This is a genomic window from Spirosoma liriopis (genome assembly GCF_023196085.1).
GTDB lineage: Bacteria > Bacteroidota > Bacteroidia > Cytophagales > Spirosomataceae > Spirosoma > Spirosoma oryzicola.
The window spans coordinates 1,064,038-1,089,874 of sequence record NZ_JALPRF010000003.1; the positions used below are offsets into that span (position 1 = coordinate 1,064,038).

At 50.9% G+C, this 25,837-nt stretch carries 17 protein-coding genes and 1 pseudogene; 6 read left to right on the forward strand and 12 right to left on the reverse strand.

The window, feature by feature from the left end:
• Positions 1-11: 11 nt before the first annotated feature.
• The gene (locus M0L20_RS21400) at positions 12-1,496 is read left to right on the forward strand and encodes a flavin-containing monooxygenase (protein ID WP_248478954.1); all 1,485 of its coding nucleotides are present in this window, start codon (positions 12-14) and stop codon (positions 1,494-1,496) included.
• A 188-nt stretch (positions 1,497-1,684) separates the two neighbouring features.
• A complete protein-coding gene (locus tag M0L20_RS21405) occupies positions 1,685-2,509 on the forward strand; it encodes a hypothetical protein (RefSeq protein ID WP_248478955.1) in 825 nt (274 codons plus the stop codon).
• Positions 2,510-2,511: 2 nt separating this feature from the next.
• Here the strand turns inward: M0L20_RS21405 and M0L20_RS21410 are convergent, their stop codons facing one another.
• Complete coding sequence (locus M0L20_RS21410; RefSeq protein ID WP_248478956.1) at positions 2,512-3,465, reverse strand: hydrogen peroxide-inducible genes activator; 954 nt, start codon at positions 3,463-3,465, stop codon at positions 2,512-2,514.
• 351 nt (positions 3,466-3,816) lie between these two features.
• On the opposite strand from M0L20_RS21410, the gene hemH reads away from it, so the two are divergent.
• Positions 3,817-4,878 (forward strand): ferrochelatase, encoded by a 1,062-nt coding sequence (gene hemH / locus M0L20_RS21415; RefSeq protein WP_232558638.1) that lies wholly within the window; start codon positions 3,817-3,819, stop codon positions 4,876-4,878.
• 420 nt (positions 4,879-5,298) lie between these two features.
• Positions 5,299-8,709 carry a hypothetical protein gene (locus tag M0L20_RS21420; protein WP_248478957.1) on the forward strand — a complete coding sequence of 1,137 codons (3,411 nt, stop codon included), beginning with the start codon at positions 5,299-5,301 and terminating at the stop codon, positions 8,707-8,709.
• Between the two features lie 75 nt (positions 8,710-8,784).
• Here the strand turns inward: M0L20_RS21420 and M0L20_RS21425 are convergent, their stop codons facing one another.
• From M0L20_RS21425 to M0L20_RS21435, 3 genes are all read right to left on the reverse strand, one after another.
• A complete protein-coding gene (locus M0L20_RS21425) occupies positions 8,785-9,372 on the reverse strand; it encodes a carboxymuconolactone decarboxylase family protein (protein WP_248478958.1) in 588 nt (195 codons plus the stop codon).
• A gap of 91 nt (positions 9,373-9,463) precedes the next feature.
• On the reverse strand, positions 9,464-10,018 hold the full coding sequence (locus M0L20_RS21430; RefSeq protein WP_232558641.1) for a peroxiredoxin: 555 nt from the start codon (positions 10,016-10,018) through the stop codon (positions 9,464-9,466).
• Between the two features lie 293 nt (positions 10,019-10,311).
• Positions 10,312-11,361 (reverse strand): hypothetical protein, encoded by a 1,050-nt coding sequence (locus M0L20_RS21435; RefSeq protein ID WP_248478959.1) that lies wholly within the window; start codon positions 11,359-11,361, stop codon positions 10,312-10,314.
• A gap of 228 nt (positions 11,362-11,589) precedes the next feature.
• Between M0L20_RS21435 and M0L20_RS21440 the strand changes: the two genes are divergently transcribed.
• Positions 11,590-12,552, forward strand: a complete 963-nt coding sequence (locus tag M0L20_RS21440) for an OmpA family protein (protein ID WP_248478960.1) — start codon at positions 11,590-11,592, stop codon at positions 12,550-12,552.
• Positions 12,553-12,621: 69 nt separating this feature from the next.
• Here M0L20_RS21440 and M0L20_RS21445 read toward each other — a convergent pair whose 3' ends face one another.
• The 8 genes from M0L20_RS21445 to M0L20_RS21480 form a co-directional block, all read right to left on the reverse strand.
• Complete coding sequence (locus tag M0L20_RS21445; RefSeq protein WP_248478962.1) at positions 12,622-13,491, reverse strand: DMT family transporter; 870 nt, start codon at positions 13,489-13,491, stop codon at positions 12,622-12,624.
• Positions 13,492-13,506: 15 nt separating this feature from the next.
• A complete protein-coding gene (gene nadE, locus M0L20_RS21450) occupies positions 13,507-15,591 on the reverse strand; it encodes an NAD(+) synthase (protein ID WP_232558647.1) in 2,085 nt (694 codons plus the stop codon).
• Positions 15,592-15,732: 141 nt separating this feature from the next.
• Positions 15,733-16,674 (reverse strand): phosphatase domain-containing protein, encoded by a 942-nt coding sequence (locus M0L20_RS21455; protein WP_248478963.1) that lies wholly within the window; start codon positions 16,672-16,674, stop codon positions 15,733-15,735.
• Positions 16,675-16,783: 109 nt separating this feature from the next.
• Complete coding sequence (locus tag M0L20_RS21460) at positions 16,784-18,058, reverse strand: DUF5690 family protein (RefSeq protein WP_248478964.1); 1,275 nt, start codon at positions 18,056-18,058, stop codon at positions 16,784-16,786.
• A gap of 228 nt (positions 18,059-18,286) precedes the next feature.
• Positions 18,287-18,844, reverse strand: coding sequence for an HD domain-containing protein (locus M0L20_RS21465; protein ID WP_248478965.1), 558 nt, complete (start codon positions 18,842-18,844; stop codon positions 18,287-18,289).
• Positions 18,845-18,897: 53 nt separating this feature from the next.
• A complete protein-coding gene (locus M0L20_RS21470) occupies positions 18,898-19,818 on the reverse strand; it encodes a metallophosphoesterase family protein (RefSeq protein WP_248478966.1) in 921 nt (306 codons plus the stop codon).
• A 135-nt stretch (positions 19,819-19,953) separates the two neighbouring features.
• The gene (locus tag M0L20_RS21475; RefSeq protein ID WP_248478967.1) at positions 19,954-21,555 is read right to left on the reverse strand and encodes a SusD/RagB family nutrient-binding outer membrane lipoprotein; all 1,602 of its coding nucleotides are present in this window, start codon (positions 21,553-21,555) and stop codon (positions 19,954-19,956) included.
• 110 nt (positions 21,556-21,665) lie between these two features.
• Entirely contained in the window at positions 21,666-24,983 is a 3,318-nt protein-coding gene (locus M0L20_RS21480) for a SusC/RagA family TonB-linked outer membrane protein (RefSeq protein WP_248478968.1), read from the reverse strand.
• Between the two features lie 380 nt (positions 24,984-25,363).
• On the opposite strand from M0L20_RS21480, the pseudogene M0L20_RS21485 reads away from it, so the two are divergent.
• Positions 25,364-25,684, forward strand: a pseudogene (locus M0L20_RS21485) (glycoside hydrolase N-terminal domain-containing protein); the annotation flags it as partial.
• Positions 25,685-25,837 lie beyond the last annotated feature (153 nt).

Here is a 25,837-nt window from a genome sequence, read left to right on the forward strand (position 1 = left end):
CAACAAAACCTATGAAAGCAGATTTTGACGTAGCCATCATCGGTGCCGGATTTGCCGGACTCGCTGCGGCTATCCGTCTGAAAGAACGTGGCAACACGTCTTTCGTCGTTTTTGAGCGGGCCGGTCAGGTGGGAGGCACCTGGCGGGATAATACGTATCCGGGCTGCGCCTGTGATGTTCCCTCCCACCTTTATTCGTTATCGTTTGCGCCAAATCCGGCTTGGTCACGCACTTATTCTACCCAACCCGAGATACTGGCTTACCTAACCGATGTGGTTGAGCGTTACGCACTTGACGCCCACATCCGGTATAGAACAGAAATCAACCGCACCGAATTTTCACCGGCTACGGGCCTCTGGACGCTTACTGACAGCCTGGGTCATTCGCTTACCGCCCGCGTTGTTGTAGCTGCTGTCGGCCCACTTAACTATCCATCCATTCCGAAACTGAACGGCTTAAAATCATTTGCCGGCAACGTCTTTCACTCGGCAAACTGGGATGCGGACTATGACCTCACCAACAAACGGGTCGCCGTCGTCGGTACGGGAGCAAGCGCCATTCAATTCATTCCTAAAATAGCCCCTCAGGTACAGCAACTCACGGTCTTTCAGCGGACGGCTCCTTACGTGACACCCCGGCTCGACCGGGCCATATCGTCGTTTGAGCATCGTCTTTTTCGGCGGTTGCCGATTGCGCAGAAAGCGTATCGTTCGCTTATCTATTGGCTTAATGAACTCCGGGGTATGTCTTTTCTGGGCAATGAGACGTTCAACTGGATTGGTACGAAACAGGCACTCAAACACCTTAAGAAATCAATTCGAGACCCGGAGCTTCGGCGTAAAGTAACTCCTGATTACAAACTGGGCTGCAAACGCGTTCTGATCTCTGACGATTATTACCCAGCCCTTACCCGCCCGAATGTAGAGGTTGTAACGGATGGTATTGCCGAAGTCAAACCCAACACCATCGTTGATACCAACGGCAAAGAACGACCGGTCGATACGATTATTTTTGGGACGGGATTCGTGGTTGCCGGTATGATCAGCCGCACGAATATTCTCGGGCGCTACGGGCAAAATCTCTTCGAACAATGGTTATCGCAGGGCGCGCAGGCACACTATGGTCTTACGATTTCCGGCTATCCCAATTTACTATTCCTGGTCGGGCCGAACACCGGATTAGGTCATACATCGATCATTCACATGATCGAGTCGCAGGTCAATTATGTGCTCGACTACTTGAATCTGCTCGACAAAGCGGGCGAAGGTGCTTTTCTGGACGTTAAGCCAGAAGCGCAGCAACGCTACAACAACCTGATTCAGCAAAAAATGGCCGATACGGTTTGGGCGTCAGGCTGTAAAAGTTGGTATATGGATTCGCAGGGCAGAAATACGACAATCTGGCCAGCGCTGACCGTGACGTATCGCAAAGCGACCCGGCGCGTTAACCCGGACGATTACGAGGTAGTCCATAGTAAACAACCTGTCGTGGCCTAACGCTGGTACCAATCGTAGAGCGTTGTTGGCGCAATCTGCCCTGTGTGCGATATCAGTTTCTTAAAACCGACATCACGCACAGGGAGACTTACTTACGAAGCAATACCGATCAACTGTAGGAAAAATCAGCGCTTCGCTCTTACTTCGTGGACTGACAGGCAATCTGCCCGAACTGTCTTTTTTTCTTCATGCGTGGAAACGTATTGTTTCGTTATGTACTGCCGTTTCTAATTGCCCTGCCGATTAGTTTCCTGATTCTCTATCCGCAGTTGATCCGGTGTATGCGAGTGGATCAATCAACTGATTTTGAGCAACTCGACAGTCAGAAGCAGGTATACGTCAATCGATTGGCTACTCAGAAACAAAGGCGGCAGCTTCGGCAAAACGTCGTGACGGCTACCGACCGCATTCGACGATTCTGGGATGGGCAGCGCGGACGGGCTATCCTTATCTACTGCCCTACGCAGGATGAATACCGCCAATACTGCATCGGTGGCGAAGGTGCCGGATGCAGCCTTGGCCTTCCCTGGGGTGAATCGTATCTCGTTCTGGGACCGGAGGGCAACAATGCTGATGTCATTGCCCACGAACTTTGCCACGACGAATTGTTTGCCCGCCTGGGCTGGTGGCGAGTCAAACGCCAGATTCCGCAGTGGTTTAATGAAGGCTTGGCGTTGATGGTCGATTACCGGTTTAGCAGCCCATCTCTTTGGGAAAAGCCAGGCACGGCCCAGCCGGACTCTCTATTTTCTGACGATGCAACCACTATGACCTTCGGTCAGCCACCCATGCTCAAACTGACGGATCTGGAAACCACCCGCGACTTTTTCGGAGGAAGCTACGAGCGGGTCATGCTGGCTTACCAGACCGCAGCTGACGAAGTAGGACGCTGGTTAGCCATTGTAGGTCAGGCCGGTGTTCCGGCTCTGGCTAATGCGGTCGCCAATGGCGATGACTTTAGAAACGCCTATCAACGGTTAGAACGGGAAAAACGGCGATCCCGCTCCCGATAGGGCTAGCGTGCATCTTTCTGAGAAACGCTGACGACCTGCTCTCCAGCGCTTTCTTCAAGTAATTGTTTTGGTAAGTGATCCAGAATTTCCTGTTTGAGGGCGTTTATCAACTTCCGTTTCAGAAAGCTACGGTGCATAACAAGGCTTACCTCCCGCACGGGTTGAGGGGCCGTAAAAGGCCGGGTTCTGGCCCGACGGGTTTCATCCATATCAAAGGTTGCCAGATACGGCAACAGCGTAAAACCATCCTGTTTGTCAATTAATTTGATGAGTGTTTCGAGCGAACCCGTTTCATAACGCAGTGCCGAACCGTTGGCTTTGCGGTCGGCTCCACAAATGTTCATCACCTGGTTTCGAAAACAGTGTCCTTCCGTCAGCAGCCAAAGGCCCGCCGTCTGAAGATCGTCCAGATCAACGTCTTGTTTGCGGGAAAGCGGATGCGAATCGGCTGCGTAAACCACAAACGGCTCTTTGAACAACGTAACTTCGGTGATACCATTTTCCGCGAGTGGCGTCACTACCAAGCCCACATCGATCAACCCGTTACGAAGGCGCTCAATGATCTGTTCCGTCACCAGCTCCTGAATCTGCACCGAGACAGCGGGGTACTTGTCGATAAATTCACCGATGAAATAAGGTAACAGATAAGGAGCCAGGGTTGGAATAATGCCAATTTTCAATTCGCCCTGAAAATCATTTTTCGACTCACTGACGATCTCGGGGATTCGACGAGCCGCCCGGAGTACTTCACGCGCCTGGGCCAGAACCGCTTGCCCGGCTTCGGTTGGCACAACGGGCTGCTTTGAGCGATCAAAAACAAGGATGCCTAGTTCGTCTTCCAGTTTTTGAATTTGCATGCTTAGCGTCGGCTGGGTTACGTGGCAACTATCGGCGGCTGTTGCAAAGTGCCGATGCGTATCAACAGCTACAATATACTCAAGTTGAGAGATCGTCATTGAACGAGAAGGAGTACGGCTTATCTAGGCGATATGCCTATCATCACTAAAACTGATGCAAAAATAGATCATATCAGATCAGACAATAAGCTCGTTGCCGATATTTCACGAATAAACTCATGTCTGCTTGGTAAAAGTAAACTTTCGTTTGTGCCCCGGTTAAGCGCATCAGTAAGGCTTCTCACCGCAAATTGAGGGCTGTGGAGAAACAATTCAAACAAACAACGTATTCTCACACTGCGAAACAAGGGTTACCTTTGCGGTTTCGATGCGACAAAATGAGCTGCGGTTCGCGCTGTATAGTTCTAACCTGCCAGCAAACTAACTTTAAAAATTTACGGTTTCCTCACTATGGAAGCACCTGTTGTACAGTCACCCACTGCTAGGGTAAAAGCACCCGGCAAAACGGGCGTTCTACTCGTTAATCTCGGTACTCCCGATTCTCCGTCGGTGCCCGATGTACGCAAATACCTACGCGAATTTCTGATGGATGGTCGCGTAATCGATATTCCTTATATCCAGCGATTTTTCCTCATCAATGGCATTATTGCGCCATTTCGCGCTCCCAAGTCGGCCAAAGTTTACAAGGAACTGTGGACTGAAACGGGTTCTCCCCTGAAATACTACGGGCACGTTGTCGAACGGGAATTGCAAAAGGAACTTGGCAGCGAGTATGTTGTAAAACTGGCCATGCGCTACCAGAATCCCAGCATCAAAGCGGGTCTGGATGAGTTTCAGCAGCAGGGCTTAACGGAGATTATCGTCATTCCTTTCTTTCCGCAATATGCGTCGGCGTCTACCGGATCTGTTTACGAACTGGTGATGGACAACGTAAAGAACTGGCAGGTTATACCGGCGGTTCGTTTCATCAATCGGTTTCTGGAACATCCAAAATTTATTGAGGGCTTTGTACGATTAGGCCGTAAGTACATGGATGCTTACGATTATGATCACATTATATTCAGCTACCACGGCTTACCTGAACGTCAGATTACCAAGGGCGATGTAACGCACTCCGTCTGCCAGTTCGGTAGTTGCTGCGAATCGTTTCACGCCATGAATCAGCACTGTTACCGCGCGCAATGTTTTGAAACGACCCGCCTGCTCGTGCGGGAGCTTGGTATTCCGGAAGGAAAATACACGACCTCGTTTCAGTCGCGCCTGGGCCGTACGCCCTGGATTAAGCCGTATACCGATGATGTTATTCGCGAACTGGGGGCCAAAGGTGTTCAGAGCGTTCTGGCTTTCTCGCCTTCTTTCGTAGCCGACTGTCTGGAAACTACCATTGAAATTGGCGTTGAGTACAAAGAGCTGTTCGAAGAATCGGGGGGCAAGCACTGGCAGTTGGTGGAAAGCCTCAATGATAGCCCGTTGTGGATCGAAACACTAGTCGATTTAGTTAAAACAGCCTAATACAAATCGTTTCTCCCAGAAAAGCCCGGTGTCATTTACATCGGGCTTTTCTTTTGGTATTCGATCCGGCTTACTCCTTGCCTAATGACTGACAGTCCCAATCCATTCATACTCAATGCCATACTATTCCTTTCTCTACTTATTGATTTCAATTTGTCGAAGATTTAGCCCTTAAGAAAACCTGTTTTTTCTGCTATAAGAGATTATCGACAAGCCATAATTAACTTTTGGCATCTTTATTGACAATTGATAATATACGCAATGTAAAAATTAATTTACTTATATTTATAGCACCTATTTTCCACTCTGAATGAATGTCAATGCCCGATTGGGCTACTTCTGGAATCGCCTTGTCCATCTGACGATTTCATTTAAGTAGCCGACCTACCACGTCTTGCCGACGAACTTTACCTAACTTGTATGATAGCAATTTTTTACGCCCCTTTCAAGCGCGTTGTCCGATGCGCCGTGACCAATTTTTGTTTGCTCGTCTGGTTGACCCTTCCGTCCTCCGGTCTTCCGATCACGAAAAAGCCAATGGAGCCTAGGCCTACTCGAAGTAAGCCCAGACCTACGCCCGTCAATCTGTTTACGCATCCCACTTACTTGCCTATAGTAGGTCAATCCAGCTTATCACCAGCTGATAATGATCCTATCCGGTTTAGCTTGCGGGCCAATACGCAGTCGATACGACTAGGTGAGGCTATTGACCTGACCATCAAAGCGGAACTGTTAACCGTATCACCAACCTTAGCGTTTCACCTTCCCGGCGCTACGGGTTACAAACTGAAACTTCTGCTTCCGGATGGCTTCGAGCAGACCGGAGGGGACATCATCGATTACATAGGAGCCGAACTGTCTTATCCAAACCAGACCGAAATAACCTACCACGTTATTGGTCACTTTTCAACGGTGGCGACTGGCACCTCGTTTCGCTTGTTAAGGGGTCATAGTCAGGCTGGTGCACAAAGCTTATTCGTCGAAAAAGCCGTTATCACGCTTAAAGAACGGCCTACGGAAAAAAGAGCGCTTCGAGAAGCGGAAACGATTAGTGCTGAAACAACCCTGTACGTACCTACTGAAAACGCGTCAAAATCAGCACGGGTGGGTACGCCTAATTACCGGAGTTATCTGGAATTTGCCACTTGCGAGAGCATAGGCGGATGGGCTATCGATCTGGCTGACGTGAAGCAATCCATCGATCTGGCTATTTACGTCAATGACACGAAGGTCGCTACAGTTAAAGCCGATGAACGCCGAACTGACGTTGACCAGGCATTTGACATTACTGACTCTTATCAGTATGGCTTTCGCTGGACTATTCCCGATCAGTACAAGGGCAACAAACCGCTACACATTTCGGTAAGGTATGCTGGCGACAATACCGAGTTGACGCACAGTCCCCTGAGCACCCCCGTTTGCTATGGATCAGCCCAACCTACGGAAACCGTCTCGGGTCCTGCCGAATCACCTGCCAATGCTAATTATCGGGGCTTTCTGGAATCCGCCAACTGTGACGCCATTGGCGGCTGGATCATGAACACCACAGCACCACGGCAAACCGTACGTCTGGACGTTTATATCAACGATGCTAAAGTTACAACAATCAAAGCCGATGAAAACAGAACGGATGTCGCGCAGGCTTATTCGGTTACCGGCTTCGATCTGTACGGGTATCACTGGATTATTCCCGACAAATACAAGCAGAACGCTCCATTGAAAATTTCAGTAAAAGCAGCAGGCAGCACGTTTGAATTATCGCAGAGTCCTGTATTACTAACTACGTGCCCTGGCTCAACGTCTGCCAATGCGCCAACTCCATCAACTCCCCCAACGGACCCGGCCCCAGTGAATCCGGTCGCCCCAATAGAACCAGCCAACTGCGCGTTTACGCTTTCAACTAATTCAGCTCAGGCTACCTGTAGCAGCGCGGTTAGTCTGAGTGCCAGTTGTTCAGGTGCCAATTGCGATCAGGTCAGCTACACTTGGAGCGGTAACGGTGTCCGTCAGCAAGGACAGACAATCAGCTTGACGGCCCCCGCCACGAACGGAGTTTATGCGTATACGGTCACAGCGAGCGCCACGGGTTGCGACAGCAAAACCGCTGTTGCCTCATTAACTGTCGAAGGATGCCCGACTCCTGCCCCAACCGACTGCGATCTTACGCTATCAGCCAGTTCCATTAATACCAATTGCGGCAGCGCTGTTAGTCTGAGCGCTACCTGTTCTGGTGCTGCCTGCGATCAGGCTAGTTACGCCTGGAACGGAAATGGCATTACAGGACAAGGTAAGACGCTCAATCTGACGGCTCCTTCCACTAATGGAACGTACTCGTACAGCGTAACCGCTAGTGTAAACGGATGCAGCCGCATTGCTGTCGCTACGATAACCGTCGACGGCTGTACGCCCCCTCCCACCTTGTCTTCGAACGAGCAGTACCCGATCTTAGACAGCCCACAACCCGAAGACAAACGACCGGTTTTACAGAACGACCGAGTGCGGGTGGCTATTGACTTAGGCGTTGGCGGTGTTGTTCGCGAGGTAACCGATCTGCAAGTAGGCGAAAACATGATCAATTGTTACGTCAAATCGAACGGAAAGCGGGACGCCGGGCGCGACGATCAGATCTCCCTGTACAGTTTACCGGATGCGAATACGAAATGGACCATCAACGGCAAACAGATTTTGGATGACATTGGCTATAACCCGGTTCAGGGGGGGAACATTGCCGGAGAATACTCGCCGATTCTGGGCTACGGTCGTACCGACAAAATGCTTTACAGCAAAACGCGGGGATTGCATTGGGGTTTGCGCAACGAACCCGGCGACTATGTCGTAGAGCAGTGGATTCGGTTAGAAGGCAATATTGTCCGGCGGCACGTGCGCATTACCGGAGACCGTCGCGACCAGACCAAATACGCTGACTCGCGGCAGCAGGAATTACCTTGCACCTATACAAGCAGCGCTTTTTATCAGTACTACGTCGTACAAGGCGAGCCTTACTCAAACGCCCCCCTGGTCAACGTGAACGCAATTCCGAATATCGGTGGTAGCGGCAAGAGTTTTAATCAATACAACTACAGCGGCCACATGGGGCCGTACGATGTCAACGCGTCGGAACCGTGGATTGTCGCCGTTCGGTCGAACACGAACCGGGGTATTGCGCTCCACACGCCGTATTCGCACGAGTTCAAAGCGGGTCTCTTCGATAGTCCGGGCGTTGGCGCGCCGGAGTCGGTCAATGCGGGCTACATCTCAAACGGGATGAATTTGATTCTGGACCCGAATGGTGTTTACGAGTTTGACGTGAACATGGTTGTTGGAACGCTGGACGAAATCCGCAGTACGATCAATACCTTACCCCGTTCGGAAACCAAGCCGAACTACGTATTCCACAACAACCCGATTCGACACGGTTTTACCTATCGTAAAGGCTACGATCAGGGATTTCCCATTACGAACGAGTTGATCATTACCCCAACGGATCGGCGCTTCCGACTGGTTTCTCCGCACAAAGGTTACAAAGCGTCTGAATTCGGCGTTGTCTACGTGCGGATGCGGGCGATCACTCCGGAGACGCAGCTCCTCTTCGATTGGCGCAAAGTAGGGCAGTCACAGCTGGACGCAGCGGGTAAGCCCCAGTCGGTGACGTTCACGATTATTCCGGACAACCAATACCATACTTACGCAATTCCGGTAAAAAACAATGAGTTGTGGAATGGTATCATCAATGAGTTTTCGATTCGTTACACCAACCCAGCCGAGTCAGCCATCAACGGGCAGCAGTTTGGCGTCAAATGGATTTCAGCCACTGACCTAGGGGATCAATAACTTCTCAGTAATCAATAGTAAAGGGGCACGAATGAAAAATTTTTCTCATTCGTGCCCCTTTACTTTATTAGGCAATTACAATGTCGTGATCAACCCTTTGATCACCGCAGCCAGCCGGACAGCGTCAAAAACACGTGCCTCTGTAGCGCCGTGCTTTAGCACACTTTCTTCGTGCGACTTCACGCACAGTTCACAGCCATTAACGGCCGATACCGCCAGACTCATTAGTTCAAAGAATTCCTTGCCCAGTACCGGATTCATCATGATGCTCATGCGAATGCCAGGCTGGGTCTGCTGGTAATAATCTTTGCCCACAAAGTGCCGAAAACGGTAAAACACGTTATTGGTACTCAGCAACGATGTGCAGGCAATCGTCTCGGAGATTTCGTTGTCAGAAGCACCCTCCTGCTTAGCAGCCGCTGTTAATGAATCGATCAGGGGTTGGTATTTTTCGTTTACGGCTATCGACAGCGCCAGTAACCGCGCTTCTTTCTTGGTCAACGTCTGGCTGCTGTTCAACACGTTGCCAACATTAATTTTCAGGTCGCGCAGGTAACGGTGATCTGTCTGGGCTACGGCTTCCAGCACCGGATGCTCGCCCGACGGTTCCAGACCGACCAAACCGAGCAACGAGGTCACCGTTTCGTTTTGTGTAGTTGTCATGAGTCTATTTCTGAATAAGCAAATGAGTGATTAAGCGAAAACCAATGCAAAATTTGTCGCTTAATCACTCATTCAGTCAATCGCTACCTAATTAAGCTGTCAGCGTAGCTTCGCCTTTCTGCCAGTTGCAAGGACACAGTTCGTCGGTTTGCAACGCGTCCAGTACGCGGATTACTTCGTTTACGTTACGGCCAACCGAAAGGTCGTTTACGTTAACCCAACGAACGATACCCTGTGGATCGACGATGTACGTTACGCGGTAAGCAACTTTTTCATTTGCTTCAAGAATACCCAGTTCTTCAGCCAGTGACTTCGACGTATCGGCCAGCATTGGGAATTTCAGGCCACGTAGATCGTCGTGGTTTTTACGCCATGCCAGGTGAACAAATTCGCTGTCGGTCGATGCGCCAATGACCATCGTATCCCGATCCTGAAAATCTTCGAATTTGCTATTGAACTCAGCGATTTCAGTTGGGCACACGAACGTGAAGTCTTTAGGCCACCAGAACATAACCAACCACTGACCGGCATTTTTATGATCTTCAGACGAGATTTCGTAGAACTCTTTGTCTTTGTCAAGCGACACCACAGCCAGTTTTTTGAATTCTGGGAACTCTGAGCCAACAGAAACAATTTGATTTTTCATAGAATTTATTCAGGTTGTATATCGGATCGAATCTAACTTCAATGCAAAATAAGGCGGTGATCCACTAGAATCGATATTGATTTTATCGATGACTCATAGAGAAAATTTACCTGCCTATCAGTAAAGAAAAGGCTTTCAAGCATTTATTCACAAATCGATTTCCAGACGACAACTTCTTTTCTTTAAAGAATAATACTATTCGTTAGCAATGTTCTATCTATCACTTTCCCAATAAACAAAAAAGCCAGATCAGTGAGACGCTGATCTGGCAACAGGTAAGTAGATCTCTATAATTAAGCGGCCATTCGTGCGGTCGAGTCCTGCTCGCTGTTAAGCATGGGCAGAATAAGGGTGTTCATCCGTTCGCGCACAAAGCTCTCCTGCAAGTAAGAAGGCAGCTTGGCGACTAACTGCCGGTACGCGTCAATGCCCAGCGCTTTGGCGATGTATGCTTCGTGAACGCCATTCACGTGCGCGACAATGTTGACCAGGCTCTGGTGAAACAACTTAACGTCGATCTCCGAATCGACAAAGCGTTCGATCTCCCGGTTCGTTGATGAAATCCGTAATCGGCTCAGCATGTCGAAGTAGGTCGTGTAGCCAATCTGTTTGGCTAACACTTTGTATTGTTCAACACTAAACTTCTGCAAGATTTCACCCGTTTTGGGGCTTCGTAAAGCCGTTTTGGGGTTTGTCTGGATCGCATTGCGAAGTGCCTTGACGCGCTGATCCCGAGTAGTCTTCAGGAACTGCGCTAGCTCAGCCTGAACCGACCCTTCCCGTGAAGGTAGCAGCAAGTCCGTTTTAGACGCTACGGTAAAGCGCTTCGCCATCGGTAGACGTTGAATGCGGTAGCCATTGATCGGACCAAGTGCGTAATAGCCAATCGAAGCCGGATAATAGCCTCGCACCACCATATTGCCAACCCGCTTCCGAATCAGCTCTTCGTTGCTCACGTTGATGCCCTGAACAGCCAGAAAGGCCCGTGCACTAAACAGGGCACTGTAATAAGCCTGCGGGAAAGTCCAGTGCAGTGAGCTTTGCAGGTATTGCTCGTCGTTGACGACCGGCGTAATGCGCAACGCATACTCGGCACTCCAACTGTTGAGTAACAGCTTCTCCAGAGCCTTGTAACTCGCATCCGTTACCATTCCGTGGAACTGCTGAAAGATCGGAAACTTGGCAACGTCAAAGAGGTCATTGGCGTGCTGGATGTGGTAGTCCATCGCGAAAAAGTGATTCAGAAACACCTGTGCCGGAATCGACTTCCGCCAGCTGTCGTCGAGCGGCAAATTGCTTGCAGAGGTCGGCGCAAGAGGTGCCTGAGCGTTCGGGGAATGCATCGTCACGTTGGTTATCTGTGTCATATTTTACTAACGAAAAAAGTGCTTTTGTCGTTCATCTAGAGGCAATTATTTTACATAGACAACTGTCTAGAAATCAATAATTTAACTAGCAATTTTTCACCCTTGAAACAGCCCTCAAAATAGGACACGTTCCAGCTATACGGCCGGTTGCATTTTGGCACTTTGAATGTACTTTTGGGCCATATTTTGCGTTGCTTTTAAACAATGAGACGAACCTATTCAATACTTTTTGCCAGTTTTCTGGTTTTCGCTAATTCGCCGTTTATCGTCAGTTGGGGCCAGTCGAGAACCCAGTCTGCTCCTCTAGGCGAAACCACTATCATTGAGGGATCAGTAGTTGACGCAGCGAATCGACAACCCCTGGCAGGTGCTACAATTTCCATTAAAAGTCAGGATGGCAGTCTCTACATTGAGCAGCACGTAGGACCGAACGGGGCTTATCAGTTCACCGTTGATTCAAAGAAGACATACGTAATTTCGAACCGGAAAGAAGGCTACGACGTAGTTGAGGAGACTCTGACCCCAACATCGTCTAGAACAAATCGGCTCACGAAAAGACCAACGCTACTGTATCGCACGGGCACAAAGCCATCGAACGACAAGGGCAGCTCAGTAGCAACCGCTGTGTCATCTCAGGCATCACGACCAGCAACCACAACGACCTCATCGTCATTGCCTACAGTTGACCTACCGACCGCAGTGGCTGTTGCAAACCGCCCATCAGCCGTCAACATGCCGCCACCAAACGAACGGCTGGCTCCGCCCAAAACACTCGACGCGAAGGTCATTTATACACCGCCACCACTCATTGCGGCCCCAACCGGCAAAGTGACGCAACTGAATGCCATCCAGTTTGTCCAAAGCAAGTCGGAACTGTTACCGGAAGCCCAGCCTTTTATGGAACAACTGTTAACCTTTCTGCGCGACAAACCGACGGTAGAGATTGAGCTATCGGGTCATACGGACAATCAGGGGGATTTCGACAAAAACCTGCAGCTCTCGAAGGAGCGTGTCGAAGTAGTAAAAGACTTCTTAGTCAAAAATGGCATTGCTGCCAACCGCATCACAACACGCGGTTACGGCCCTACCCGCCCCATTGCCAGCAACAATTCAGAAGCTACGCGGAAACTCAATCGTCGGGTTGAGATGATCGTGACGAAGCAGTAGATCACGTAGAAAGCAACTAGCAAAGCCCGGACGATTCGCTCTTCCGGGCTTTGCTGTGAATAGCTTATTTTATTTTCGTCCTAACCACAAACCGCCGATCACAAGGGTCGTACCAACGACGGTGTAGGGCGTAATGGGTTCGTTCATGAGCAGGTACGAGTAAGCAAAACCAAAGATCGGGCAGAGAAATAGCCACAGCGAAGCCCTTATCGGGTCCTGCCTGACCAGATAGAACCATAATTGCAGCGCAGCCACTGATACCGGTACAATCAACCAGAACACCGATGCCCAGAACCGTAAATCGTACTGCGACTGGTTAAAAGCAACGGGATCGAGCACGGCAGCCAACCCGACAAACGGAAGCAGGAGAAGCCCCCCGATAAACACCTGCCATCCATTGATAACCAGATTGGGTAGTCGCCACTCGATCCGGGCGTAATAAACCGTTGCCGCCGACACGGAAATCATTCCACCCAACAGAATAAGCAATCCTTCAACAGTAGCGTAGCTGTTTTGAAGCAACGGGTAAGTAGCCACGCCTACACCAATCAGGCCAAGCACCAATCCACCCAGTTCGTTCCAACGGGGCATTCGGCGCAACCACACGGCCGAAAGCAGCGCAATAAACAGCGGATTCGTCGCCGTCGATAAGCTACCAATGCCCGCCGACACCTGCTTAAGTGCCAATACAAAAGCGCCCAAATAGATGGTGGTATTGAGCAGGGCAAAAATGGTTAGCTGTCGCCACTCTACGCCCGTGGGCCAGGCATTTTTGTGTCGTTTGATTGCATAAGCAAACAGGAGCATGCCGCCCCCGGCGATGAAAAAGCGTACCTCAGCCAAAACGAGCGGATGCACCGACTTTACGCCAAACTTAGTAGCCACCGACGCCGAAGCCCACAAAGCCGCAAAAAGCAAACCGGGAATAAGTTGTTGCACAGCAAGCTCGATTATCTAGAAGCCAATCTTACCCTTCCGGCTGTTTCGATCCTGACCAGCGGCCCATTCGCGCATTTCGGCCAGCTCCCGCTCGAAACCGCCCGACAGGATTGGGAAGCGTAACCATGAGCGTGGATCGAGGTTATGATCGTCCAGGTGGAACGACGGCGCATAGCGTTCGCGCTTCCACTGATTGCGGCTCCAGAGCCGGAAAAATCGTTCAACCCAAACCAGCAATAGTTCACGATCATGCTGTCCGGCGTAGCGAACTTCGATCATCTTCAATACGTCAACCGGTGGTTTCTTGTCGCGGATGGCGGCTTCTTCGATGGAGTTCAGCACGTCATAAGGCATCAGGTCCTGCTCGTCGGTCTGTTTCTTGTCCAGCGGGCGCAGTTCGGCGGTTGGTTGTAGGTTGTTTACCGCGTGTAATCCCTGAACTTTTATTAGCTGGTCAGAGGCAGAATCGTTGGTTGAAGAGCCTGTTCTATCAGCGGGGGTCCAGTCGTTTTTGACGTTTAGTCCTACCGTTTCGAGCCAGCGTAGCCAGCCCCGCAGAAAATGCTTGTCGATACCCGTGATCGGGCTGATGCTACCGGCGGTATCACCATCCATCGTGGCATACCCAACGGCGGCCTCGGAACGGTTCGACGTACTGAGCAGCAACGCGTTATTCAGGTTTGCCAGCATCCAGATACTTGGGGCACGTACCCGCGCCTGAATATTTTGCAGAGCTATATCGTCGGTATCCCACGACAGTTTGCGGCCGAGCTGTTCTTCAATCAGGCCCCGGTAGGTATCGACCAGACCGTTGATGTTGATATTCATGAACGTGGCCCCGATGTCATCAGCGAGTTCTTTGGCGGAGTTGAACGTGTCATCTGACGAATTTTCGGTTCCCTGATACATCACCGTCAGCAGTTTCCCGATGATCTCTTCCGACGTGGTGCAGTCCTGAATGGCTTTGATGTAGCCCAGTTTTTTCTTCACACCGTCAATACCGATGTTTTCAACGGCCATCCGAATCATCAGAAATACGGTTGCGGCAATCGCGGATGAATCCGCACCGCCACTGAGGGACAATACGTAGCCCTGCGAACGGCTTTTGCGCAGATAATCGAACAGACCAAGGGCTACGGCGCGCGCGAACTCTTCTTCTTTCAAATAACCGCCCCGCTCCCACGCTTCGAGTTCGGCCCGCTGAACAACCGGCGTCACTTCTGGCCAGTCGAACCGGTCCGTAACCCGCAGGTTCGGAAAAGCAAGGGCAATGTTGGCCCGATTCTGAGCCTGGTTTAATCGCGTCACGTCAATATCGATTACTGCCGGTACGATCAGAAAATCTTCGTAGCTCAAGCGAGCGCCCGACACCAGTAGTTCGCCATTTGAAGCAACCATCGCATCACCGTCGTAAATAACCCGGCCTGCTTCGTTGCCCAGCATGTTGCTGTAGATATAACTCACCCCGAACGAACGCGATGCGTCAACCACAAACCGTTCGCGAACCTGCGATTTCAGGAAAGCAAAGTGGCTGGCGGTTGGGTTCAGAATAATATCGATACCCCGCTCGTAGAGGTTTCGACCGGGCCGACTAGCGACCCAGGCGTCTTCGCAAATTTCAAAACCAATCCGGACCCCCGACAAGTCGTAGACAACATCACCGAACGGATACGTAAAATCACCGATCTTAATCTCGTCACGGACAAAAGGTGGCCAGGGCTGAAACCAGCGCGTTTCGTAATGCAACCCATTGTTAGCCATGTACTGTTTGGCCGTAAAGCCAAGAATACGTCGGTTGGCAATCAGACAAGCGACATCGAACGTACGGTTGTTATGGCGAAGGGGTAGGCCCACGGCTACCACAATGTCGTTGGTATGCTCGACAATCTCCAATAAAGACGCAATGGATTGGTCGATGGTATTTTGGGCATAAAACGCGTCTTCGCATCCGTACCCCGAAATACAAAGCTCCGTCAGACACAGCAGACTGACATTCTGCCTTTTGGCTTCCTCAATCGCGTTGATTATATTCTGTTTATTGTGCTCCCACGCTAGTGGTGTCTGATTCAGCACCCCGGCTGCTACTTTTAAGAGTTTCATCGATAAGGGAATGATTAAGCGAATGACAGGGCGACTTGAGCGACGGTTGAACCACAGCACAACGTAATCGCTACTCACCAGTAACTACTCGTTTACAAGAATAACAAACGAGACGCAAAAATAGATTTGTCCGAGGGTAAACTAAAAATCGCCGTAATCGACTTGAACGCAGGTTAAGCCCAGGGTTTGTCGCCACATGTCCACTACCTGTTGGCGGTCATCCACAACCAGTTCGACGCAATATCGACCAACAATATGCCGTTCGAACAGCTCCCGTTTTAGGTAAGAATCTTTACGATTGTCTTTTACGGGCCGCATAAATAATTCGTAATCGGCCTCCGACCAGCCCAGATACCAGTTGATCCAGGCTACGGTTTCGGGACGACAAACCGCATCCCGACCCGACAAGAACACGATGGCATACCCGGCAGCCTGTAATGCCTGAACAAAACGAATAACAGGCCACTTGGGGGTATCGATACCCACCCGATGCCAGTCAAAGGGCGACCGGTTTCCGCGTATGGCTATCGTCCCGTCGATGTCAACAATGACGCAACGCGGTAAGGCCTCGTCCTGCACCCGATGGGCCACCGTACTCCGGGTCAGCACTTCGGGTTGAAACGAAAATTTACTTTTTAGCCGATTGAGCCGTTCGGCCTGTTGTCGAATGACTTCCTCCCCTACGGTATCGGTTCGATTCTGATCGCGCCGGATGCATTCATCCAGGGGCGTTTCGATTAATTTATACTGGATTTTCACCTCCGCAAAGCGACGCGTGAGCATTCGGCGGTAATCGTTGAGGTAGCTTAGTTTCAGGTTCGTATTGTCGATTAATACGTGCCATCCCCGCGCCAATCCTTCCAGAATAGCCGTTTGCTGCAAGTCATTGACGAGCGTTTCGATGCGATTTATTTCCTGTTCAGGCCAGGTTTTCCAGTACTCCGCCAACGAAACGGGTAGCAAACCGCGCCGGAGATCGTCCCGGTTGACCCGTAGCCAGTTTGGATGTTCCGCACAGAATTGTCGGGCAAAGGTCGATTTTCCACTACCACTCAGCCCGATTAAAATAAGAACGTGTTTCATGCTTCGCCGTTTACGCGTTGCCCAGCCATTCATTCGCTGCCTCTGGACACAAAAATTCAGCACCCGGTAGCATGCTGAACCCGTTCAGAAACCGTTAGTTTTCGTTCTATCAGAATTCTGGTACGGCCACCAGCTTTTCTGTTTGCCCATACCGCCGTTTGAAGTAAATAAACGACGCAATAACCAGCACCACATAAAAAGCCGCCATGATGTACGCTCCAGCCATAAAAAACTCCCGATAACTAATGTTAGCATGACCAAAGTTCTTGTACAGCAGTACCCCGACACTGCCCAGATACCCGTACCAGTCGGCTAACGTCACAATGAAACCGACGGTGCTGACATAGCGAAACGAAGCGATCAACCGTTCGAAATACAGTCCGTTACAAGGTACGTAGGCCATGTACAAACCCAAACCTGTCAGCAGAAACCAGTTTCCCGGCGATAACACACCGATTGAGTAAGCGTAAGTGCTTAAACCCACCAACGCACCACCCATCAGCATCAAGCCATTGAGTAAGGTAAACGCCTTGAAATTGTCCGTTACGCGCTGAAGCAACCCCATCACGATCAGAATACCAACTGCTACCAGCGTTTCGGTTTTAGCAAAGATCGATGGATTGGATACACCCGCGTCTTTAAGGATTTCGGGACCGAAATTGTCGCGAAAATCGCGAAAGGCAGACAAGAGTACGTACGAAGCAATGAGCAATATCAACCCCAGCCTGAAATTACCCACAAACAACTGTCGTTCGGCGGCATTCATAGGCCTGCGTTCCGTACGCAGAGCACGGTCTTCGTCCGTAGGTGGCGGCAGCAGCGTTAGCGCATAAATGGAGATGAGCATCGGCAGGACAAACAACGAACCAGTCACGAACGGCAACCAGAATTCCGATACGCCCCAATCCGCCTTGATGGTTAACGCAACCGTTTTGACAAAACCCGACGCGAAGATGAACGAAGCGGTCAGACCCGCGACGAGCGCATCGGTTTGCCGACGCCCTTCCAGAAAGCCCAGCATCGTACCGTAGACCATGCCCAGCGGCAAGCCATTGAGGAACAGGAAAACAATATTCCACGGAGCCGGTACAAGAGCAAAGCCCAGCAGCGCCAATAACGCTACGACAACGAACAGCAGAATGTTGGTTGCCCGGCGGCCCGGCGACATTTCTGAAACAACCTTTACCCCGATTCCCTTCGATACAGCATAACCAAATACCTGCGCCGTCACCAGCCAAATTTTGTAGCTCACCCCGGCAAAAACCATCCCTTCGAACGTAACGGCGGTGATGCCCCGGCGGAACGCATACATACAGGCATAGGTACAAAAAGCGGCTGTTGCCCCGAAAACAACGAAGGCAGTGGGATTACGAAGAAAACGCATTACGTGTCAAATTTGGCACTGGTTGCGACCAGCTACGAAAGGTTACTGCCAGTAAACTACAAACTTCTGCTGACAAACGCATAAACTCGCTGATCGGTCACCGCTTAGATGACGGACGATACGCCCCATGTCCAGTGCTTCCACCATCTGATAGCCTGCATTGTGTGGGTTCTCGAAAATGCTTTGTGAACGGGGAAACGCTCCTGTTGATTGGCTGTAAGGCGTGATCTACCCAGCAATTAGTTTTTGTCCCATAGCCAGATAGTAGTCAGCACCGGGCGTTGCCAGGCCGGGTATTTTGGCCTGCTCGTCCCAGGAGCGCAATTGCAGTATGCCTTTGAAATACGGATTCGCTTCAAATGCCAGCGCTTCGGCTTCCGACATCGGTCCACCCTGAAACGTGAGTGTTTTCAGACTGGCCTCCGATAAACGGGCAAAGTACTTTGGATTTCGGAAAACGAGGTACCGCTTGGCATTGACGTGGTTCTCGATCAACTGAGCCACTTTTTCGGAATACCCAAGCTGCCGCAAATAGTCCGCCCCAAGCCGCTCGTGATCGATGGTCCCGTAACCATCCATATACCCTTGAGCCGCGTCGCCTTCGGTCAGCTCAGGGGGTAAGAGATGACCAATATCATGCAAAAAAGCCGCTACAATGGTTTCCTCATCGGCCCCAGCCTGCTCGGCCAGTTGAGCGCATTGAAGCGCATGTTCAAGTTGCGTTACGGGCTCACCGAAATAAGCGTCATTTCCGCTCTGGGTGAAAAGGCTGGCGATGATTTCCATTGTAGCGACTTAGGGGTTGAGGGCTGGTTGGGAATAGATGAAACGCTTTTTGATTAGCTATAATGCAGATAGGTTCGCTCAACGCTCCCGTCGTCGTAGAGATCAATTAAGGCATAGCCGGCTTTCGTCTGTTGGTAAACGTCGCTTTTCCACCAATTCCCACAGACAGCACCATTGCACAGATACGTAACCCCATTGTAATCAACGCGATCCAGCAAATGCATGTGACCGCTCAGTGCCGTTTTTACGTTAGGATACTGGTAAAACAGCTTTAATAATTCCGGCGTATTCGACAAAACCAGCGCTCCCGGAATGGTCCAGTCACCGTTCTTAACGTTTTGTTCGCTGAAAAATGCAGTAGGGCTAAAAATCGGAATATGCGACAGAACCAGCACGGGCGTCTTAGCATCCGTTTTTGCCAGATCTCCTTTTAGCCATTCCAGTTGCTCGGGGTCGATAAAGCCCGTATACCATTTCCCGTCCGGGGTTGGTTGCACGCTATCGAGAATAATAAAATGCCAGCCATTGCGGTCAAAGCTACGGTATCGACCACCAATCCGCATCAAATCGACAGCCCACTTCTTCCCGTACATCGGATCATTTTTCGCTTGTTCGAATCCCCAAACGTCGTGGTTACCGATGCAATATTCGATAGGCAATGTGTTATTGGCTTTGACAACGGTATGCCAGGCATCCCACTGTTTCTGAACAGCGGACTGGTCCTGTTTGAGCGCATCCATAATCACATCGCCCCCGTGCAAAATAAAAGCGGGTTTGTCGGCCTGACTTTGCACGTGCTGCAAGCACTTTGCTACCGACTCCATTGGTTTGGCTTCGGGCGTTATGTGCGTATCGCCAACATAGGCAAACCGAACCGAACGCTTGCGGGCAACGGTGTTCGAATCAGGGGTTGGCGATAAAGCAGGCAGAAAAGGAAGTAACGAGGCTGATTTGAGTACGTTTCTACGGTTCATGAGAGTATTCAGGTCTAAAAAGTACGGCAAGATACGTATGGTTTGGCAGAACAGTCTACTCAGACACCGGACGATTAGCAATACGTCTCCAACCAGCAAGCGTTGTTTTACTACCTGCTGGTTGGAGAACTACGCTTACTTCAATAGCCACATCTGGGCGTTAATATCATCATTACCACCGTATTGACTGGCAATTGCGGCCGTATTATTGGCGGTATTGTACGAACGCTCGGTCGCCGGATACTGCCAGCGCAGCGGAATCCGCTGACTGTTGCCTGTACCGGGGCCGACCAGGAAGGTAGGCACGCCCGTCCGGCGCTGGTTGTAGAATGCTTCCAGACCCGAGTTCTGGGCGAAAGCCAGGTACTTCTGCGTCAGAATCTGATTCAGGCCCGTCGTACTGCCCGCATACTTCACTGCCGACTGTGCGTAATAATCGGCGAAGCTAACATTAACTGTGTAGGTATTGAAGTTGCGATACCCACCGTCGGCCGAGAAATAAACGGTGTTGGCACCGTCGGTGATCCCGTAGAACGCCCACGACGCTTTGATACCATTCTGGTAGTACGTCTCGGCATTACCTGATACCCAGCCCCGATTGATTGCTTCGGCGATGTTGAACTGTAATTCGGGGTAGCCAATAATACTATATGGCTCGGCCGTGTAGGTGCTGTAGTAGTGCTTCCGGTTGATGAACGAGTACACGCCCTGCGTTGCGTTCGAGGCCATCGTCGCCAGATCTTCTCCCGATGATGCGCCCACGAATGCCGCGAAGTCGGTCGGTTTCACACCGGCGGCAACTTTGGCCGTAGCGGGTTCAGCCACGACAAACGTACGGGGATCTTTCAGGCTCGTCAGCGTACCGAGGTACGTAGCCGCCATGTTCTCGCGCGTGGCGTTTCCGCCAAAGTTATCCGGGTTGCGGTTGTACTTGTTGAACTGACTGTTGTAAACGTATTGCAGGTTATCGTCTGACGAGGTCATGACCGGATATTTAGTCGGGTTGCCGAGTACCTCCGCAAAACGAGATTTCACGTTCAGGTCCGTATCCGACTCTTTGCGGCTCAGGTTCACCAGTACGCGCAGCTTGTAGGTATTCACCGCTTTCTGCCACTTGCTCAAGCTATTACCGAAGTAAATATCGCCCGACAGGTTGTTATCGTTTTTGGCAATCAACGACGTCAGATCAGCGTTGGCACCGTCGAGCCAGTTCAGAATCTGGACGTATATTTCTTTCTGCGTGTTATAGTTCGGTGTCTGATTGTTGAGGCCCTGCAAGGCTTCGGTCATCGGAATGTCGCCGACGCGCCGGGTCATATTTTCGAAAAAGTAGGCCCGGAAGAACTTGCCCAGTGCCGAATACGCATTGACATCGGGCAGCCCTGCTTTTTTGGCTTCTTCCTCCATCTTCACCACGTTTTTCAGCGTTGTGTAGTTCAGGCCCGTCGTCGTCCAAGCGTAGTCATTGGTCGCGTAGTAGTTGTAATTACTAGCGTAGAATTGATTGTAGCGTTGGGCTGAATTCCACGCTCCACTGTTATCCGAGCTACCAGCAGTACTACCCGTACTGCCGCCAGAACCAACAAAGTACATATCGTTAACGACGCCGTTGAATACCAGCGATGCAGGAGCACTTGTTGGCCGGTTAGGGTCTTGTTCGAGCTGATCGAACGGTTTTTCGCAGCTTGCTAGCGTGAGTACCGCCAGCACGGGGAGAATGTATTTCTTCAAGGACATTTCAGTTTGTAGTTTGTGGATTTACCCTCCCCCAACTCCTCCCGCGACGACGGCCACCGTGGCACGGACCGCCCAAAACGGGAGAGGTCGGAGGTATGAGGGTGCCCCGTTTAGAATGTCAGATTCAGGTTGATACCGTACCGACGGGTGGTCGGCGTTTGCAGGCTGGAGATACCGCCCGTCAGGAACTGATCGAGATCGATGTCTTTGTATTGCGCGAAGTAAAGCAGATTACGGCCGACCAGTGATACACTTGCCTGCCGGACACCGAAGCGACTAAGCGCTTTCGTCGGCAGCGTGTAGCCGATGATGACCTCGCGGAGCTTGACGAAGCTTCGGTCCATCAGGAACGATTCCGCCTGACCGTACAACCGTGCGACATAGTCCTGTGCGAACGTCGCGGTAGTATTAGGACCGTATTTCAGTTCACCATAGTTTAGCACATTACCGTTGACATCGTAATTCAGCGAACCACTCGTCAGCACGACGCCACTGCCCACGTACGATTTCACGCCCTGTACATCGTTGACCCGAGCGGTACCCAATGCGCCCTGTACCGTTTCGATGTTACGACCACCCTGGAAGGTTTTCTGCCGAACATAGTCGCCGATCACGCCACCTACACGTCCGTCGAACTGGAAGCTGAACGTCAGGTTTTTGTAGCTGAAGCGGTTGTTGATTCCCCAGACAAACTTGGGATTCACGTAGCCCAGGAACTGCGCCGTTGGGTTCGCAATGGGGCGACCACCCGCATCATTGATATACTGTCCGTCAGGGGTGCGTACGAAAGCCCCGGCATAGAAACCATCCGTACGGTCGCCAACGTTGATAAAGCGGTTACCACTACTACTACCAACAAAGTAACTGGATGCCAGCGTGTTGATACCTCCGTCGGGATATACTTCTTTCAGGCGTTCGGTGAAAGTCGAGTAGTTGGCAACCACGTCCCAGTTGAAGCCGTTGGTCGAGCGAATGGCCTTACCCGTCAGCGAGATTTCGCCACCTTTCTTCTGCGTCATGATTCCATTGACCAGCCGGCCTGTATAGCCTGTTGCTTCCGACGAAGGGAGCGTAAAGATCCGAGGGCCGTCGTTGCTGACGTAATAGGCAGCGTCCAGTGCAATTCGGTTGTTCAGGAACCGAATGTCAAGTCCAATCTCCGTCTGTGAGGTCGAGTTGGGTATTAGATTCGGGTTGTTTAGTGTATTTGTATAGTAGGCAGCCGGCTTGTTGTTGTACGACAATGGCAACGTGTACACCGCTGAGTTTTGGTAGGTCGGTCCGCCGTACGATGACGAATAATTATCTCCGTAGCCAATGGGGTTTGAACCATAGTTTGGGAGCGGACTAAATGCGTTTTGAATTGTCGATTGCGTCAGTGCATCTTTTACATTAGCGTAACTCGCCCGTACTTTCAGGAATGAGATACCCAGACTAGCGGGCAACGTTACGTAGTCAGAAACCACGGTGCTCAACGCTACCGACGGATAGAAGTAGGTATTGTTTCCTTTTGGCAACGTCGAGAGTTTGTCGACCCGGCCCGTTGTCGTCAGCGTAACATAGTCGCGGAACGTGAAGTCAGCCGAGTAATAGGCCGACAGTACACGCATGTCAGCGGTGAAGTTGTTCGAAATCACCGGATTCGACGAGTTGGCGAGGTTGTACACGCCCGGCACAATCAGGTAGTTCGTACTAGCAATATCGGTGTTGTAGTTCAGAATACGGGCTTCGCCACCAGCCAATGCATTGATCGTCAGATCGCGCGATACCGTCTTGTTGTATTGCAGCAGTACCTGATTGATGTTGTCGAACAGATTCCGGCGGTCTTCGCGGTAGTCGCCCCGTCCTTCCTCCCGACCATAGGTCGTTGCCGAATAGGGTAGTTTTTCCGTCCGCAGCAGGTTGTATGTCGTCAGCTGCGTTTTAGCCGTCAGTTGCAGATTGTCTGTGAGCTGATATTTCAGCGAGGTATAGCCATACAGGTTGTTGTTGTAGTGTCCGCGCAGCCAGTATTTTGCCAGGAACCAAGGATTATTGTAGCGCTGATACTCGGCGTAAATCTGTTGCGAACCTTCTTTACCCGGCTGCCAGATCTGCTTCATATCGTCAATATTCCAGTCGGCACCACCCCAGGCAACTACGTTATAAATCAGCGAGTTCGGACCGTAGTTTACATCGGGAAAGTTGGGTGTAAACTGACGATTGTAGTTCATGCTGGCATCAAACCGCAACTTTGGCGAAAAATTGTACCCACCCGTCAGGTTGAAGTTGACGACGTTCAGCTTCGTATTCGGTACCAGACCGCGCTGGTAGTTATACGAGGTTGAAAAACGCATGTCGTATTTTTCGCCCTGTGCCCCAACGGAAATGTTGTTGTTCGACAGAATACCGGTCTGGATAAACCGGCGCAGGTTGTCTTTACCACGGGGCAGGAACGGCGTTGGCTGCCGGTCGCTGGTAAACGTAGCTCCGTTGGGGAATTTCGTCGTGAACGACTGCCCCGGAATCACAGGACTGTCATATTGCGGAATCTGTTGGCCGTTCAGGGCTGGTCCCCAGATATCGTAGTCACCATCGTTGAGCCCGTTTCCTTTGCCATCCCCGAAGGCATACACGCCGTGGTCGCCGGGACCGTATTCATCCTGCACTTTCGGAATGGCGAGGAAGCCCTGATCGAACATCTGACTCGTATTGATTTCTACCGAAAAGCCGCGCTTGTCTTTCGTACCGCGCTTGGTCGTAATCAGAATAGCCCCGTTTTTACCCCGGAAGCCGTACAGCGCCGACGCCGAAGCTCCTTTCAGGACCGTATACGTGTCAATATCGTCGGCGCTGATGTTCCAGGTATCCGACGTGATGGGGATACCATCAACAACGAACAAGACGTCGGTGTTGCCGCGCAATGAAATATTGGGACGCCCCAGCAGTTCAGCCGAACTACCAATGGTCAGACCAGCTACTTTACCCGTCAGCGAGTTGATTGGGTTTGGCTCACGCGCTTTGAGTAGCTGATTACCATCGACCGTCTGAATGGCGACGCCCGTCTGCCGAACATCTTTCTTGATGCCAAGAGCCGTTACGACGATTTCATTGAGGTTGGCCGTACCAGCCTTCAGCGCGATGTTGATGACCGAGCGATTGCCGACAGCCACACGCTGATTGTCGTAACCGATAAACGAAAACGTTAGCGTTGCACTGGTCGGATTGCTGACGTTCAGGCTGTACGTACCGTCTTCGCGGGATGTCGTGCCGACGGTACTACCCTGTACCAGAATGGAAACGCCCGGCAACGGCTGCTGATCTTCGGCGGAGGTCACACGACCGGTAATGGTTTGTGCCAACGCTGGTAAAGCGGATAGCAGACTAATCAAAAACGCCAACGGTACCAGGCGTGGCAGTGGCGTCAAAAATCGTAGAGGAGACTTCATACAGTTTGTAGGTTAGTACTACGTACGTGATTTCCTACAAAAGTAAGCTGGCCATATTACCTCAATGTTGACTGATTGTCAACGCTTTGTAAACACAGAAGTAATTATTTTACGCAAGCATAACACGCGTCTGCCCGTTTGTTTCGGGTTATTCTTAAACAATTTTCCTTCTAACTGCCTTCCGTGCTATTTTGACTAATAAAGTGACTAATTAGTAAGAAATTAGCGGTAAACCCTTCATCTTCATGACCCCTTACAAGATGCCTGGTTACTCCCCATTTTTCACTAAAACAATGCGTTTTTTATTCAGTCTGCTCGTGTTCGCTTTTCTATCCGGTACGTTCGGCACGCAATCGCTTAAGGTTTGATACAAACAGCCTGCCCGTAACTGGAACGAGGCACTGACAGTCGGTAATGGTCGTCTGGGAGCTACGGTATTCAGCAAGGTAGACGAAGAATTCCATCAACTCAACGAAAGCACGCTCTGGTCGGACGGCCCAATTAACCCGAATCCGGTGGCAAAAAACTACCTGCTTCAGGCGCGCGAAGCCTTATTAGAGGAAAACTATGCGTTAGCGCCAACGCTCACCAATAAGAGTCAAGACCGCTATTTGGAATCGTATGAATCCCTGAGGGATCTGCTCATTCGGCAGTCGTTCGGTGGGCAGCCCACGAATTATGACCGCGATTTAAACATCTGATGGGCTTGGGCTCAAACCGGCCAGCGATGCCAATTCAATCCGCTTTTTCAAGAACCTACCACGCAAATTGTCCAGTCGGCAACAAACCCAAGTCTATGATTTTATGACCCAGGCAGGACGAAATTATACGTTAGTCAGCCCGTAGTGGTCAGC